This window comes from Pigmentiphaga kullae (genome assembly GCF_004216695.1).
Taxonomy (GTDB): Bacteria; Pseudomonadota; Gammaproteobacteria; order Burkholderiales; family Burkholderiaceae_B; genus Pigmentiphaga; species Pigmentiphaga kullae.
Genome location: NZ_SGXC01000003.1, coordinates 525,463 through 540,638, shown reverse-complemented (window position 1 = coordinate 540,638; position 15,176 = coordinate 525,463). Strand labels below are relative to the sequence as shown.

The 15,176-nt window shown below is 67.7% G+C and carries 16 protein-coding genes; 5 read left to right on the top strand and 11 right to left on the bottom strand.

What is annotated here, in order from left to right:
- Positions 1-14 precede the first annotated feature (14 nt).
- The gene (locus EV675_RS25330) at positions 15-749 is read left to right on the top strand and encodes a glycosyltransferase family 2 protein (RefSeq protein WP_130361186.1); all 735 of its coding nucleotides are present in this window, start codon (positions 15-17) and stop codon (positions 747-749) included.
- Between the two features lie 25 nt (positions 750-774).
- Positions 775-1,848, top strand: a complete 1,074-nt coding sequence (dinB, locus tag EV675_RS25325; RefSeq protein WP_130361184.1) for a DNA polymerase IV — start codon at positions 775-777, stop codon at positions 1,846-1,848.
- On the opposite strand, the gene EV675_RS25320 is transcribed toward dinB, so the two are convergent.
- The 10 genes from EV675_RS25320 to sugE form a co-directional block, all read right to left on the bottom strand.
- On the bottom strand, positions 1,818-2,024 hold the full coding sequence (locus EV675_RS25320) for a heavy-metal-associated domain-containing protein (RefSeq protein ID WP_130361182.1): 207 nt from the start codon (positions 2,022-2,024) through the stop codon (positions 1,818-1,820). The genes dinB and EV675_RS25320 overlap by 31 nt on opposite strands.
- Before the next feature lie 56 nt (positions 2,025-2,080).
- Positions 2,081-3,307, bottom strand: a complete 1,227-nt coding sequence (locus EV675_RS25315; RefSeq protein WP_278044780.1) for a TIGR03862 family flavoprotein — start codon at positions 3,305-3,307, stop codon at positions 2,081-2,083.
- Positions 3,304-4,134, bottom strand: a complete 831-nt coding sequence (locus EV675_RS25310; RefSeq protein ID WP_130361180.1) for an IclR family transcriptional regulator — start codon at positions 4,132-4,134, stop codon at positions 3,304-3,306. Before EV675_RS25310 ends, EV675_RS25315 begins: the two co-directional genes overlap by 4 nt.
- Positions 4,135-4,215: 81 nt before the next feature.
- Complete coding sequence (locus EV675_RS25305; protein WP_130361179.1) at positions 4,216-4,989, bottom strand: SDR family oxidoreductase; 774 nt, start codon at positions 4,987-4,989, stop codon at positions 4,216-4,218.
- Between the two features lie 18 nt (positions 4,990-5,007).
- A complete protein-coding gene (locus tag EV675_RS25300) occupies positions 5,008-5,856 on the bottom strand; it encodes an ABC transporter permease (RefSeq protein ID WP_130361177.1) in 849 nt (282 codons plus the stop codon).
- Positions 5,856-6,851 (bottom strand): ABC transporter substrate-binding protein, encoded by a 996-nt coding sequence (locus tag EV675_RS25295; RefSeq protein ID WP_130361175.1) that lies wholly within the window; start codon positions 6,849-6,851, stop codon positions 5,856-5,858. Before EV675_RS25295 ends, EV675_RS25300 begins: the two co-directional genes overlap by 1 nt.
- Positions 6,852-6,915: 64 nt before the next feature.
- Complete coding sequence (locus EV675_RS25290; RefSeq protein ID WP_130361173.1) at positions 6,916-7,701, bottom strand: ABC transporter ATP-binding protein; 786 nt, start codon at positions 7,699-7,701, stop codon at positions 6,916-6,918.
- A 371-nt stretch (positions 7,702-8,072) separates the two neighbouring features.
- Positions 8,073-8,618 carry a GTP cyclohydrolase I FolE gene (folE, locus tag EV675_RS25285; protein ID WP_124690531.1) on the bottom strand — a complete coding sequence of 182 codons (546 nt, stop codon included), beginning with the start codon at positions 8,616-8,618 and terminating at the stop codon, positions 8,073-8,075.
- 149 nt (positions 8,619-8,767) lie between these two features.
- Positions 8,768-9,574: a glutamate racemase gene (gene murI / locus EV675_RS25280; protein ID WP_130361171.1), complete on the bottom strand. Its 807-nt coding sequence runs from the start codon at positions 9,572-9,574 to the stop codon at positions 8,768-8,770.
- A gap of 16 nt (positions 9,575-9,590) precedes the next feature.
- On the bottom strand, positions 9,591-9,905 hold the full coding sequence (sugE, locus tag EV675_RS25275) for a quaternary ammonium compound efflux SMR transporter SugE (RefSeq protein ID WP_130361169.1): 315 nt from the start codon (positions 9,903-9,905) through the stop codon (positions 9,591-9,593).
- Positions 9,906-10,224: 319 nt separating this feature from the next.
- On the opposite strand from sugE, the gene gdhA reads away from it, so the two are divergent.
- Positions 10,225-11,568 carry an NADP-specific glutamate dehydrogenase gene (gene gdhA, locus EV675_RS25270; RefSeq protein WP_207222050.1) on the top strand — a complete coding sequence of 448 codons (1,344 nt, stop codon included), beginning with the start codon at positions 10,225-10,227 and terminating at the stop codon, positions 11,566-11,568.
- A gap of 271 nt (positions 11,569-11,839) precedes the next feature.
- Here the strand turns inward: gdhA and EV675_RS25265 are convergent, their stop codons facing one another.
- Complete coding sequence (locus tag EV675_RS25265; RefSeq protein ID WP_130361165.1) at positions 11,840-12,970, bottom strand: AI-2E family transporter; 1,131 nt, start codon at positions 12,968-12,970, stop codon at positions 11,840-11,842.
- A 122-nt stretch (positions 12,971-13,092) separates the two neighbouring features.
- Here EV675_RS25265 and EV675_RS25260 point away from each other — a divergent pair, with 122 nt between their 5' ends.
- Both EV675_RS25260 and EV675_RS25255 read left to right on the top strand, forming a co-directional pair.
- Positions 13,093-14,091, top strand: a complete 999-nt coding sequence (locus EV675_RS25260) for an Lnb N-terminal periplasmic domain-containing protein (RefSeq protein ID WP_130361163.1) — start codon at positions 13,093-13,095, stop codon at positions 14,089-14,091.
- A gap of 103 nt (positions 14,092-14,194) precedes the next feature.
- Positions 14,195-15,175 carry a tripartite tricarboxylate transporter substrate binding protein gene (locus tag EV675_RS25255; protein WP_130361161.1) on the top strand — a complete coding sequence of 327 codons (981 nt, stop codon included), beginning with the start codon at positions 14,195-14,197 and terminating at the stop codon, positions 15,173-15,175.
- Position 15,176: the final 1 nt, after the last annotated feature.

Genomic DNA, 15,176 nt, shown 5'->3' with positions numbered 1-15,176 from the left:
GCTCCGCATGCGCCATGCGCCTGTCCGTCATCATCATTGCCCGCAACGAGGCCCGCAACCTGGCCGACTGCCTGGAATCGGTCCGCTTCGCCGACGAGATCGTCGTGGTCGATTCGGGCAGCACCGACGAGACGGTGGACATCGCGCGCCGGCATGGCGCCCGGGTCGAGATCACCCCCGACTGGCCCGGCTTCGGCCCGCAGAAGAACCGCGCGCTGGCCCTGGCCACCGGCGACTGGGTGCTGTCGCTGGATGCCGACGAACGGGTGACGCCGGAACTGGCCGCCGCGATCGCCGACGTCCTGCGCGCCCCGCGCCACGATGCCTACGACATGCCGCGGCTGTCCAGTTTCTGCGGCCGCTTCATCCGGCACAGCGGCTGGTGGCCCGACCGGGTGCTGCGCCTGTTCCGGCGCGGCACGGCCCGATTCAGCGACGACCTGGTGCACGAAAAGGTGGTCGCCGACGGCGAGGCGGGTCACCTGGCGCCGCATCTGCTGCACTACACCTACCCCGACCTGGACAGCGCCATCGCCAAGATGAACCGCTATTCCAGCGACAGCGCGCAGGCCCTGCACGCGCGCGGCCGGCGCGCCGGCGTGGGCGCCGCCATCGGGCACGGCGCCTGGACCTTCGTGCGGCTGTACGTCTTCAAGCGCGGCTTCCTGGACGGCCGCCACGGGTTCCTGCTCGCGGCCACCGCGGCCGCCGGCAGCTTCTATCGCTACGCGAAGCTCAGCCTGAAATAGGCGCGGGCAACCGGCGAATGCGGCCATGCGCAAGATCATCCACTGCGATTGCGACTGCTTCTACGCATCGATAGAAATGCGCGACGACCCCAGCCTGCGCGGCCGGCCGCTGGCCGTGGGCGGGCGGCCCGAGACCCGGGGCGTGGTGGCCACCTGCAACTACGAGGCCCGCAAATTCGGCGTGCATTCGGCGATGTCGTCGGCGCGCGCGGTGCGGCTGTGCCCGGACCTACTCATCATTCCGCCCAGGATGGAGATGTACCGCGTGGCCTCGGCGCAGATCATGGATATCTACCGCGACTACACCGAACTGGTCGAGCCGCTGTCGCTGGACGAGGCCTACCTGGACGTGACCGGCAGCGACCGGCTGCAGGGCAGCGCCACGCGGATCGCCGGCGAGATCCGGCAGCGCGTGGCCCAGGCCGTCGGCATCACCGTCTCGGCGGGCGTGGCGCCCAGCAAGTTCGTGGCCAAGATCGCCAGCGACTGGAACAAGCCCGACGGCCTGTTCGTGGTGCGCCCGCAGGACGTGGACGCCTTCGTGGCGGCCCTGCCCGTCTCCAAGCTGCACGGCGTGGGCAAGGTGACCGGCGCGCGGCTCAAGGCGCTGGGCGTGGAGACCTGCGCCGACCTGCGGACATGGGAACACGACCGGCTGCGCGACGAATTCGGGGTGTTCGGCGAACGCCTGCACGACCTGTGCCGCGGCATCGACCACCGCGAGGTCTCGCCCACCCGCGAACGCAAGTCGGTCAGCGTGGAGCAGACCTTCGTCACCGACCTGCACACGCTGGAGGCGTGCCAGGACCTGCTGCGCGAGATGCTGGACCAGCTCGACGCGCGCGTACGGCGCGCCGACGCCCAGAACCACATCCAGAAGCTGTTCGTGAAACTGCGCTTCTCGGACTTCAACCGCACCACCGCCGAAGGCGTGGGCGCGGCGCTGGACGAGGAACAATTCCGCATCCTGCTGGCCACGGCCTTCCGCCGCAACCCGCGCGCCGTGAGGCTGATGGGACTGGGCGTGCGCCTGGGCGCCCCCGGCGGACAACTCGCGCTGTTCGGCGATCAGACGGTTTCTGAACCCGACACCGTGTAGCCGGCCTCTTCGATCAGCCTGGCGATGCGCGCGGCATCGCCGGCCTCGTCGACGCGTACCTTGCCGGCGCCCAGGTCGACTTCGACGTGGGCCTGGGGATAAGCGGCCTGCACGGCCTGGGTGACGGACTTGACGCAGTGTCCGCAGCTCATTCCCTGCACCTGGAATTCAAACATGGCATGACTCCTTTCGTAATGGTGTAGCCAGTATTTCCCTTCCCACGATGGCAAGGTCAAGCGCCGTTGCGCCGCGCCAACCAACGGGCGGCGCCCTGCCCCGACCAGCGGCCGCCGGCCAGGCAGGCCGTCAGCAGATAGCCGCCGGTGGGCGCCTCCCAATCCAGCATCTCGCCGGCGCAGAAGACGCCGGGCAGCGCGCGCAGCATGCCGTGTTCGTCCATGGCGTCGAACGCCACGCCGCCGGCGGTGCTGATGGCCTCGGCCAGGGGCCGCGGCGCGCGCAGCGTCAAGGGCAGCGACTTCACCCAGGCGGCCAGCCGGGCAGGATCCTGGAAGTCGGCGGCCGGCACGATCTCGCGCAACAGGCCCGCCTTCGCGCCGTCCACTTTGATGCGCGCGCGCAGATGGTTGGCCATGGACTTGCTGCCGCGCGGCCACGCCAGTTCCTCGGCCACGCGCTCGATGCCCAGCCCGGGCGCCAGGTCGAGCCGCAGCTCGGCGCGGCCGTGGCGGGCGATGCCCTCGCGCAGGCGGGCCGAAGCGGCATAGATCAGACTGCCCTCGACACCGTAGCCCGACACGACGAACTCGCCGCCGCGGCGCCACTCGCCCCGCTCGTCGGACAGGGCGAGCGTGACCGCGCGTACCGGCTGTCCCGCGTAGCGCTCGCGAAAGTGCGGACTCCAGTCGATCTCGAAACCGCAATTGGCCGGCGCCAGCGGCTCGATGCGTATGCCGCGCCCGGCCAGCCACGGCACCCAGGCCGCGTCCGAGCCCAGCCGCGGCCAGCTCGCGCCGCCCAGGGCCAGCACCACCGCGTCGTGGCGACGGACCGTTCGGCCGGCCGGCGTATCGAAGGCCAGCGCGCCGCCCGCCTCCCACCCCAGCCACCGATGCCGCATGTGCAGGCGCACTCCCCGCCCCCGCAGCCGGTGCAGCCACGCGCGCAGCAGCGGCGCGGCCTTCATTTCCTTGGGAAAGACCCGGCCCGAGGATCCGACGAAGGTGTCGATGCCCAGGCCATGCACCCATTCGCGCACGGCCTCGGCGCCGAACGCCTCGAGCATGGGCGCCAGCGCCCCGGCGCGATCGCCGTAGCGGGCCAGGAAGGCGGCCGCCGGTTCGGAATGGGTGATGTTCAGACCACCTATGCCGGCCAGCAGGAACTTGCGGCCGGCCGACGGCATGGCGTCGTAGACGTCCACCGCGATGCCGGCTTCGGCCAGGACCTCGGCGGCCATCAGGCCCGCGGGTCCGGCCCCCACCACCGCAACGCTCACAGATTGACGACCCGGCCCATGGCCTGCATCTTCTCGGGCGAATAATTCAGGAGACGCGACAACTCCATGGCGGTACTGCGCACCCGGCCGACCAGGTCGTCGATGCGCTCGGGCTCGAAGCGCGACGAGGGTATCGTGGCGCCCAGCGCGGCCACGATGCGGCCGGTGGCGTCGCGCACCGGCGCGGCGATGGTCGAGACCCGCGCCTCGAAGAAGGCTTCCTGCAGAACGTAGCCGCGTTCGCGATCCTTCTGCACCAGCTCGTACAGGTCCATCACGGTCGTGGGCGTGCTGGACGAATAGCTTGCCAGGTGTTCCTCGGGAAACAGCTCGCGCAGCTCGTCCAGCGTGAGGTCCTCCAGCAGCACGCGGCCCAGCACCGTGGCGTGCGCGGGCAGCCGCGTGCCGACGTGGACCGAGCTGGTGAATGGCGTGGGCGCCGACGACTTGGCGACATAGACGATGGAGCGGCCGTCGCGCACGACCAGGTTGCACGAGAACCCAATCTCGCCCCGCAGGCGCTCCAGCAAGGGCGCGCCCAGTTCGGTCAGCTCGAGCGAGGCCAGGTATTCGAAACCCAGCCGCAGCACGGCCAGCCCCAGCCGGTAGTCATGTCCGCCTTCGGCGCGCTGGACGAACCCCATGGACTCCAGCGTCATCAACAGCCGGAAGACGGTGGAACGCGGCAGGCTGAGGCGGCGCGCCAGTTCGGGCGCCGACAGCTTGCGGTCGAGGTGGCTGAATTGTCCCAACAACAGCAGGCCGCGCTCCAGCGCCGGGACGAGATACTTGTCCTGCGCGACCTCCGAGATGTTCCCTTTGCTCATGGTGTGACCGACTGTCTGATGGCTTGCGGACGGAATGATACCGGTCCCGGCAGGCGGTGCCGGCCACGCCGCCCGCTTTTTTCAATTCATCACGAATCCGCCGTTGACCGGAAGGAGCTGGCCGGTGACGAAGCGCGCGAGGTCCGACAGCGCGAACAGCACCGATCCGCTCACGTCCTCGGGCACCTGTTCGCGGTGGATCGCGCGCTGGTCATGGTAGAGCCGGTGCCGCGCTTCGGGCACGTACTCCGTCGCCTCGACCAGGGTCAGCCCCGGGGCGATGGCATTGACGGTGATGTTGTCGGCGCCGAACTCGCGCGCCAGCGACCGCGTCATCGCCGTGACCGCGCCCTTGCTGGCGACGTAGGCCATCAGGTTGGGCGCGCCCCACAGCGCCGTGTCCGACGCCAGGTTGACGATGGCGCCCCGGCCCGACGCCTTCAGCGCCGCGTGGCAGGCCACGGACATCAGCCAGGTGCCGCGCACGTTGACCTGCATGACCTTGTCCCACACCTCGACCTCGAGCTGGTGCGCCGTGCGCCCCCCCGAGTTGGTGATGGCGGCGTTGTTCACCAGCCCGTCCAGCCCGCCCAGCAGTTCGACGGCGCGCGCCGCGCATTGCTCGACCGAGGCCTTGTCGCCCAGGTCGACTTCGATGCCATGCACCGGAAAGCCCCGCGCCTGCAGCGACTCGACCGCCTGCTTCAGCGTGTCGGCCAGGATGTCGGCCATGGCCACCTGCGCGCCGGCCTGGCACAGCGCCACCGCGAACTCGTAGCCCAGCCCGCGCGCCGCGCCCGTCACCAGGATGCGGCGGCCCCGCAGGAGATTACCGATAGTGCTTGAATCCAACATTGCTCCCATTACCCGCGCTCAGACCGTGGTGGTGGCCGCGCGCGGCAGATAGTGAAGTACGCGCTTCTCGGCCCAGACGACGCCCGCGTAGGCGACGATGCCGATCAGCGTAAGCACCGCGATCGTGACGAACACGGCCGAAGTGTTGCCCTGCCCCTCGCCGTCGACCAGCAGGAAGCCCAGGCCCAGGTTGCCCCCGACCAGTTCGCCCACGGTCACGCCGATGACGGCCAGCGTCGAGGCGATGCGCAGGCCCGAGAACAGCGCCGGCAGGGCCGACGGGAACTCGACCAGGCGGAAGATCTGCCAGCGGCTGGCGTTGAGCGTGCGGACCAGGTTGACCATGTCCGGATCCACGGTGCGCACCGCCGACAGTACATTGATCATGACCGGGAAGAACACGATCAGGATGGCGACCAGGATCTTGGGATAGATGGTGTAGCCCAGCCACATCACGAACAGCGGCGCGAAGGCCACCTTGGGGGCGATCTGCAGCGCCAGGATGTACGGCGACAGGATGGACTCGGTGGTGGGCGACAGGCCCAGCACCACGCCCACCACCAGGCCCAGCAAGGCGCCCAGGATGAAGCCGACGATCACCTCGAAAGCTGTGATGCCGCTGTGCATGAGCAGTTCGCTGTTCTGCCACATGTGGCCGAATTCCTGGACCACGCGGCTGAAGCGGGGCAGGATGAACTCCGGCATCTTGAGCAGGCCGGGCCCCCATTCCCAGGCGGCCAGGAACACCACCAGGACCAGCAGGCTGCCGGCCGCCGTGGCGACCTTGCCGGACAGGAACGGACGGCCCGCCGGCTTGCTGGCGCCCGCTTCGACGGGCGCGGTTTCGTTGGATACGGATACAGACATTACCGCTCAACTCCGACGAACTGGTTCGTATAAAGATCGGTCAAGGGCGCGGCCTTGGACACGATGCCTTCCGACACGTAGAACTTCTGCACCTCCGCCAGGCGGGCGGTGTCCATCTGGCCCAGCACCTTCTGGTCGGCGTACACGTACTTGTTGTACAGGCGCAGGATGCGCTCGAGCTTCTCTTCCTTGCCCTTGAAGGCCGGCGCGGCCTGGGCGTAGGTGGCGGCGGCGCTCTTGGGATCCTTCATCACGTCCTGCATGCCGCGCAGGGTCGCGCGCACCAGGCGCTTGATCAGGTCCGGATTCTTCTTGATCGTCTCGTCCGAGGCGATGATGGCCTGCGCCATGCTGTTGAACGGCTTGTCGATCTTCAGGTAATCGACGTTGCCGTTGGTGGCCTCGTCGGCATCGACCAGCCAGTCGGGCGTGGCGGCCATGCCCTCGGACTTGCCGGCGGCGAACAACTGCCAGACGCCGGCCGGGCCCGCGGCCTGGATGGACACGTCGTTCTTGCTCAGGTTGTACTTCTTCAACGTGCCCAGCAGCGCGTAATAGGTCGTGTCGCTGTACGAGATCACGGTCAGGGTCTTGCCCTTGAGGTCGGACACCGACTTGATCGGGCCGTCCTTCTTGACCGCCAGCGCCGACAGCGAGCCGGCGCCCAGCACCGCCACGGCCTTCACCGGCACGCCGTTGGCGCGGACGATGATGGGCGTATCGCCGATGGCGCCGCCGATCACGGCATTGCCGGCGCCGATCTGCTTGGCCACGTCGACGCCGCCCTTGCCCAGCACGAAATTGACCTTGATGTTCTCGTCGGCGTAGTAGCCGCGCTGCTGCGCGATCATCCATGGGGCGAAGGCCGGCAGCGTGGGCGGCGCGGGCAGCAGATAGTTCACTTCCTCGGGCGCGGCGTGGACGGCGAAGGGCGAGGCGACAGCCACGGCGACGGCGGCCAGTTTGAAGCTGAACGAGACCAGAGCTTTTTTCATAGGGCTTCCTGTGAAGAATGGGCGCCCACGGGCGCAACGTGCGTGATCGGGAGAATTGGACGGCTCAGTGCAGTTCGGCGGTTTCCTTGCCGACCTTCAGCAACTCCATCAGGCGTCCCTGCAAGGGGCCGATTTCCGGCAGCTTGCGCCGCTCCAGCGGGTTGTCGCGCATGGGCAGGTCGACGATGATTTCCTCGATGATGGTGCCGGGGCGCTCGCTCATGACCAGCAGGCGGTCGGACAGCGCGATGGCCTCCACCAGGTCGTGGGTGATGAACAGCGCCGTCTTGCGCTTCTCGTACACCATCTTGGCCAGGTCCTGCTGCAGCACCATCTTGGTCTGCGCATCCAGCGCCGAGAACGGTTCGTCCAGCAGCAGCACCTGCGGGTCCACGGCCAGCGTGCGGGCCAGCGCGGCGCGCTGGCGCATGCCGCCCGACAACTGGTAGGGATAGTGTTCCTCGAAGCCCTTCAGGTGGCACTTGGCCAGCAGCTCGTCGGCGATCACCTTACGCTCGCGGGCGGGAGCGCCGTCGATCTCCAGGCCCAGCTCGACGTTGGCGCGGATGGTGCGCCACGGCATCAGCAAGTCCTTCTGCAGCATGAACGCCACCTTGCGCACGGGCTTGGTGACGCGCTCGCCGCCCACGTAGACCTCGCCCTCGCTGGGCAGATAGAGGCCGGCGCCCATGTTCAGCAGCGTGCTCTTGCCGCAGCCCGACGGGCCGATGATGGACACCACCTCGCCGCTGCGTATGCTGAGGTTGACGTCGGTGACGGCCGTACGGGGCTGTCCCGTCTGGCGGTCCATGAAGCGCTTGCCAACCTTGCGGAACTCGATTTCATTCATGTTGCGGGCCTGTAGGAACCGAAGCCTCGATCCGGCGACGAACGGAAGCGGAACCGCTCCATCCCCGTGGTTGCGGGGGGCCGGGCACTGCGATAGTGTTATTCGATCGCTGGGCCGGCATCGTTCGTCGTCTTAAATACGAAACCTCATCTCATATACGGAACAGTGGCAAAAATATAGCGCCTCGATTTTGGGGGCGCGACTGGGGTAAACCACTACCGAAGGCTTAGCAAACACCGGGCCAGGGGCAAAACCACTCCCTGCGCGAGGCGCGGCGCGCCATGGCGGCGCGGCATCGCACCATCCACGGGCAGCAAAAAGAAAATCCGCACCCGGCTGGTGCGGAAGCCGGAGTGGCGCGGCCGCGCTGGCTAGCGGATCAGTTCGAGGAACTCGGCCCGGGTCGAGGGATTCTCACGGAACGCGCCCAGCATGACGGAACTGACCATGGACGAGTTCTGCTTCTCGACCCCGCGCATCATCATGCACATGTGCTGGGCCTCGATGACCACCGCCACGCCCAGGGCATCGGTCACTTCCTGGACCGCCTCGGCGATCTGCAGACAGAGGTTTTCCTGGATCTGCAGGCGGCGGGCGTACATGTCGACGATGCGCGCTACCTTGGACAGGCCGAGCACCTTGCCGTTGGGCAGGTAGGCCACGTGGGCCTTGCCGATGAAAGGCAGCAGGTGGTGTTCGCACAGGGAATACAGCTCGATGTTCTTGACCAGCACCATTTCGTTGGTGTCGGACGAGAACAGGGCGCCGTTGACGATCTCGTCCAGGTTCTGCGTGTATCCCTGGCACAGGTATTTCATGGCCTTGGCGGCGCGCTTGGGCGTATCGCGCAGCCCCTCCCGGCCAGGGTCCTCGCCGAGCTGTTCGAGTATGGAGGTGTAGTTCTGTTCGAGCGACATGAAGGCTCCCGAGGTGTCCGTGGAAACGGCGGCGCTGGACCGGCCGGGCGCGGCGCGAAGGCCCGCGGAAGGCGTGAGGATACCCCATCGCCCCGGGCCGGGCCGGAAAGGCCCTACCCCGCTCGCGAATCCGGGCCGGCGTTCCGCGCTCAGCGATATTCCCGAGGCAGGCGCGCCACCGCGGTCTCCTGCCCGGTCAGGCGCGCGATGCGCCGCGCGGCCTCGGCCGGATCGCCGCTGGTCATGAAAGTGACGCCGCCCTCGCCCGTCTCGCGCGCCAGTCCGCGGGCCAGCAACTGCCGCTGCAATTGACGGGCGAAAGGCACGCCGGTCTCCAGCACCGCCACGTCCGGCCCCACGTGGCGCCGGATCGGATCGATCAGGAAGGGAAAATGCGTGCAGCCCAGCACCAGCACGTCGGCGCCGCGCTCGACCAGCTCCGCCAGCGGCTCGGCCACCAGACGGTCCTGGTCGGGCGTCCAGCCTTCCTCGGCCAGCGACACCCAACCGGGGCAAGGCTTGAGCAGTACTTCCACGTCCGGCGCCTCGCGCCGGACCAGCGCATGGAAGCGGTCGCTGAGCAGGGTGCCCGTGGTGGCCAGCACGCCGATCACGCCGGAACGCGTCAGCCGGGCCGCCGGCTTGACGGCGGGTTCGATGCCGACGATAGGCAGGTCCGGATAGCGTTCGCGCAGGGCCTCCACCGCGACCGCCGTGGCCGTGTTGCAGGGAATGGCCACCGCCTTGGCCCGGTGCGACAGGAAGAATTCGGCCAGGCGCAGGGCGCGCGAGACGATGTAGGCCGGCGTTTTCTCTCCATACGGCAAATGGCCGCTATCGGCCACGTACAGCAGGTCTTCGTGCGGCAAGGCCTGCCGGATGGCGCTCAGCACGCTGATGCCGCCCACGCCGGAGTCGAAAATACCTAGGGGTCCGTCGTGGGCGGCGGTGGTCATGGAATGGAAATGCGCGCTAGGAAGCCAGTTTCAGCCCTATGATACCCGCCAGTATCAGCCCCAGGCTGATCAGGCGCGCCGGGCTGGCGGCCTCGCCGAACAACAGGATGCCCAGCGCCGCGGTACCCACCGCGCCCACGCCCACCCAGATGGCGTAGGCGGTGCCTACCGGCAGCGTGCGCATCGCCACGCCCAACAGCGCCATGCTGACGACGATGGCGGCGATGGTGCCCACCGAAGGCCACAATCGCGTGAATCCGTGGGTGTATTTCAAGCCGATCGCCCAACCGACCTCCATCAGTCCGGCAATGATCAAAAGGGTCCAAGCCATGGTTTTTTCCTGATTGCGGGGCCGTCCCCATTCGTCATGTCCAGCGGGGTCGTCCCCGCCTCGTTCCGTCCCTATTTAAACACCCGAAAACACCCGACCGCCACGCTCCGTCCCTTTTTAAAGATCGCACTAAATAAGTGCATAAAGTCGTGGGTTACCGACATGATGACGGAAAAACGCGATTACAATGCCGCGTTTTTTCGGTGTAACGCACCACATCAGAGCAATTGCCGCACGCATAAGGTGCAGCCCTCGACGCCGCTCCCAGCGGATTGCGGCAGGACGACCCCAAGCGCCCGGACATTCAACGGAGCCGATATTGAAACACGCCAGCCTAGACAGCTTTCTCTCGCAGGTCGCCCTGCGCGATCCTCATCAGCCGGAGTTCCTGCAAGCCGTCAAGGAGGTCATGACCAGCCTCTGGCCCTTCCTGCAGAAGCACCCGCGCTACGCCGAGCATGGCTTGCTGGAGCGGCTGGTGGAATCCGAGCGCATCATCCAGTTCCGCGTCAGCTGGGTCGATGACCGCGGCCAGACCCAGGTCAACCGCGGCTTCCGCATCCAGCACAACTCGGCCATCGGCCCCTTCAAGGGCGGCATGCGGCTGCACCCGTCGGTCAACCTGTCCATCCTGCGCTTCCTGGCGTTCGAACAGACCTTCAAGAACTCGCTCACCACCCTGCCCATGGGCGGGGGCAAGGGCGGCTCCGACTTCGACCCGAAGGGCAAGAGCGACGGCGAGGTCATGCGCTTCTGCCAGGCCCTGATGCTGGAGCTTTACCGCCACCTCGGCCCCGACACCGACGTGCCGGCCGGCGACATCGGCGTGGGCGCCCGCGAAGTGGGTTTCATGGCCGGCATGATGAAGAAGCTGTCCAACAGCGCCGCGGCGGTGTTCACGGGCAAGGGCCTGGCCTTCGGCGGCAGCCTGATGCGCCCCGAGGCCACCGGCTACGGCACCATCTATTTCGCCGAACAGATGCTGTATCGCAAGAACCAGAGCTTCGACGGCAAGTCCGTGTCGATTTCCGGCTCGGGCAACGTCGCGCAGTACGCCGCCGAGAAGGCGCTGGACCTGGGCGCGAAGGTCGTGAGCCTGTCCGACTCCGACGGCACCCTGTACGTGAAGGACGGCATCAGCGTCGACATGCTCAAGGAGATCATGGATCTCAAGAACGTCCAGCGCGGCCGCCTGGCCGACTTCGCCGCGCGCAACAAGCTGTCGTTCGAGGCCGGCAAGCGCCCCTGGCACATCCCGGTCGACATCGCCCTGCCCTGCGCCACCCAGAACGAACTGGACCACAAGGACGCCGAGACCCTGGTCCGCAACGGCGTGCTGTGCGTGGCCGAAGGCGCGAACATGCCGTCGACGCTGGAAGCCGTGGACGTCTTCACCCATGCGGGCACCCTGTATGCCCCCGGCAAGGCCAGCAACGCCGGCGGCGTGGCCGTGTCGGGCCTGGAAATGGCGCAGAACTCGCAGCGCCTGTCGTGGCACCATGCCGAAGTCGACGAACGCCTGCGCGCCATCATGAAGGACATCCACGAAAACTGCGTACGCCACGGCAGCCGCGCCGACGGCTCCATCAACTACGTCGACGGCGCGAACATCGCCGGCTTCGTGAAAGTCGCCGACGCGATGATGGCGCAAGGCATTTGTTGACCCCCCCTACGCGCTGACGGGCGCCCAGTCTGGTGAGCCCCCAGCCGCTACGCGGCAGCCCCCCAAGGGGGCCGGGACCCGCCTTGGGGCGGCCCGGCGCCGGGTCCCGGGGGCGATGCGCGAGGACCGGCGGAGCCGGATCCACCGCATCCTGGGTCTAGTACCGTGATATTGGTTCGAAGCAGAGGTGCTGCCGCTGGCTGCCGGCAGTTGGAAATGAAGAAAAAATGGCCTCGCTTTTTTTTGAAGCGAGGCCATTTTTTTGCTCCCCCTACCCAGGGCGCCGCGGATCCGGCTTCGCCGGTCCGCCAGCGCCGCCCCCTGGGGGGCGCCCGTAAGGGCGTCGGGGGGGGCTTTCCTCTCGCAGCCATTCGCGCCAGATGGCGACCAGGAGGGCCATCAGGACGGGCCCGACGAACAGGCCGACCAGGCCCATGGTTTGTACGCCGCCCACCAGGCCGATGAAGGTGGGCAGGAAGGGGAGCTTGACGGGGCCGCCCACCAGGCGGGGGCGCAGGGTCTTGTCGACGATGAAGAGTTCCAGCGTGCCCCAGGCGAACAGGCCGATGCCGGCGATGAGCTTGCCCGAGCCGATCAGGTACAGCGAGACCAGCGTGAAGGCCAGCGGGGCGCCCCCGGGCACCAGGGCCATGAAGCCGGTGATCAGGCCCAGCAGGGCCGGCGACGGGACGCCCGCGATCCAGTAGGCGGTGCCCAGCACCACGGCCTCGCCGATGGCGATCAGGCCCATGCCGGTCACGGTCGCGCTGATGGTGGCCGGCACCACGCGCGAGAGGCGGGTCCAGCGCACCGGCAGCACGCGTTCGCCCACGGTGTCGAGCTGGCCGACCATGCGTTCGCCGTCCTTGTAGACGAAGAACAGGATGATCAGCATGAACACCACCGTCAGCGCCAGATGGAAGACGTTGCCCGTGGAGGACAGCACGACTCGGTAGATGTTGCCCAGGTGTTCGCCGCTGATCAGTTGCACCCAGGCGCCCAGCGCGTGCGGCCGCGACAGGTGTTCCTCCCAATATCCCGCCAGGCGCTCGCCCACCAGCGGCAGCCCGGTCACCCAGTGCGGGACGGCCAGGCCCTCGCGGTTGGCTTCGAGCAGCCAGCGGACGAGATTGCTGGCCTCCTGGATGGCATAAGACAGGGCGTAGGCGAAGGGCACGATCAGCCCGACCACGATGACCAGCAGCGCGCCGGAGGCCGCCAGCGCCGTGCGGCCGCCGCAGAACCGGACCCAGTGCCGGTACAGGGGCCAGCTGGCCAGGCCGATGATCAGCGCGGCCAGGCCGGGAACGAGGAACCCGCTGAAGAAATAGGCGCCGGCCAGCAGCATCAGGATCAGCAGCCAGCGGGCCACGAGGCGGGCGGAGAAGACAGGAAGCGTCATGAATGGTCGCGAGCGTTGAGCCGAGGAACGTCGCCGACAACTGTACCAGCTAGCAAGCGCATTGCGGGGCGCCTTCGCAAGGGGGCTGCCGCATCGTCGCCGGCGATGGTATGTTCGGGCCCATGCGAACCTTTCTACTGTCGGCGCTGGCCGTCCTGGTTTTCCTGCCCACCACCCTGTGGGCCGCCTTCGCCCTGCGCTATCAGGTGCCCGGCCCGCTGCCCGTCAAGATCGCGGCGGCCGTGGCCGCCGCGATCTTCGGCCTGGGCATGCTGTGGCTGACGCTGGCGGGGCGGCCCGCCTGGGGCGCGGGCCTGTACGTCGTGGGCTTCGGCCTGCTGCTGGCCTGGTGGCACGGCATCGCGCCGTCGAACGACCGGGTCTGGGCCGACGACGTCGCGCAGATGACCACGGGCCAGGTCGAGGGCCACATGGTCACGCTGCGCAACGTGCGCAACTTCGACTGGCGCGGCCCGGCCGACTACACCCCGCGCTGGGAGACGCGCAGCTACGACCTGACCAGACTGGCCAGCGTGGACCTGATCCTGTCCTACTGGACCATCGAGGCCATCGCCCACACACTGGTGTCGTTCGGCTTCGAGGACGGCCGGCATCTGGTGTTCTCGGTCGAGATCCGCAAGGAGCGGCACGAAAAGTTCTCGTCCATCGGCGGCTTCTTCAAGGAATTCGAGACCAGCGTCGTGGCGGCGGACGAACGCGACATCGTCCGGGTGCGCACCAACATCCGCGGGGAAGACGATTACCTGTACCGCGTGTCCATGCCGCGCGAGGCCATGATGTCGCTGTTCCTGGCCTACGTGGACGAGGCCAACAAGCTCGTGTCCACGCCGCGCTTCTACCACACCATCACGGCCAACTGCACGACCATCGTCTACCACATGATGACGCGGATCATTCCCGGCCTGCCCATGGACTACCGGCTGGTTCTGGCCGGCTATCTGCCGGGCTATATCTACGACGTGCGCGGGCTGGACACCTCGCACCCGCTGGCGGAACTGAAGCGGCTGGGCCGCATCACGCAGCGGGCGCGGGACGCCGATGCCGATCCGGATTTCTCCCAAGCCATACGGCGCGGCGTACCGGGCATCGCGGAGCGGTAGCCCGCACCTATTTCCGGACTTTTCGCCCAGCGAAACAACGCTGTGATGTAATCCTCGTACCCGGTGCCACGCTTCAAGAGCACGAACAAAAACGAGGAGACCCATGGCGTTGACCTATCGCATCCGCGCGCTCTGCCTGGTATTTGCCGGCCTTTACTGCGCACCCGGCGCCCATGCCGAAGATATCCGGTACCCCGCCAAGCCGATCAAGCTGGTCGTTCCCTACGCGCCTGGCGGCCCCACCGATCTGGTGGGGCGCTCCCTGGCGGCAGCGCTTGCGCGGCAGCTCGGCCAGCCTGTCGTGGTCGAGAACAAGGCCGGCGCCGGCGGCGTCATCGGCGCCGGCTCGGTCGTGAACGCCGCACCGGACGGCTATACCCTGCTGTTGGGCCTGCAGGGCCCGATCACCATCAATCCAGCGCTGACCAAGGTACCCTACGATCCGTTCCGCGATCTGATCGCGGTACGGATGATCGCCACCGCTCCGATGATATTGATGGCCAGCAAGAAATCGGGCATCGGGACGCTGGGCGAAATCTCCGCCCGCGCGAAAGCCGGCTCCGCCGGCCTGAACATCGGCTCCTCGGGCACGGGTACGCTTCCTCATGTCGCGGCGGAACTCATCAAGCACGAGACCGGCGCGAATCTGGTCCATATACCGTACAAGGGTGCGGGCCCCGCGCTGATCGATCTTCACGCCGGGCACATCGATCTGCTGTTCTCCGATCTCCAGGTGGGACTTCCCTACGTCCAGTCCGGCCAGGCGACGGCGCTTGCCGTCACGTCGCCTCAACGTTCGCCCATGCTGCCCAACGTACCGACGCTGGCCGAGAGCGGACTCGGCAAGGTGAAGCTGGCCGGGTGGTACGGCATCTTCGCGCCGCGGGGCACCTCGGCGGCGGTCCTGTCCGCGCTGGACCGGGCCGTGGACGGCGTATTCCGGGACGCGGCCTTCAAGCAGACCCTGGAGAACCAGGGCTCGACGCCGAGCGCGCTGGGCGGGGCGAAGTTCGTCGAATTCCTGCGCGCCGAATACGGCCAGTGGTCGCGGCTGGGCCGATCCATCACCATCAAAATGGACTAGG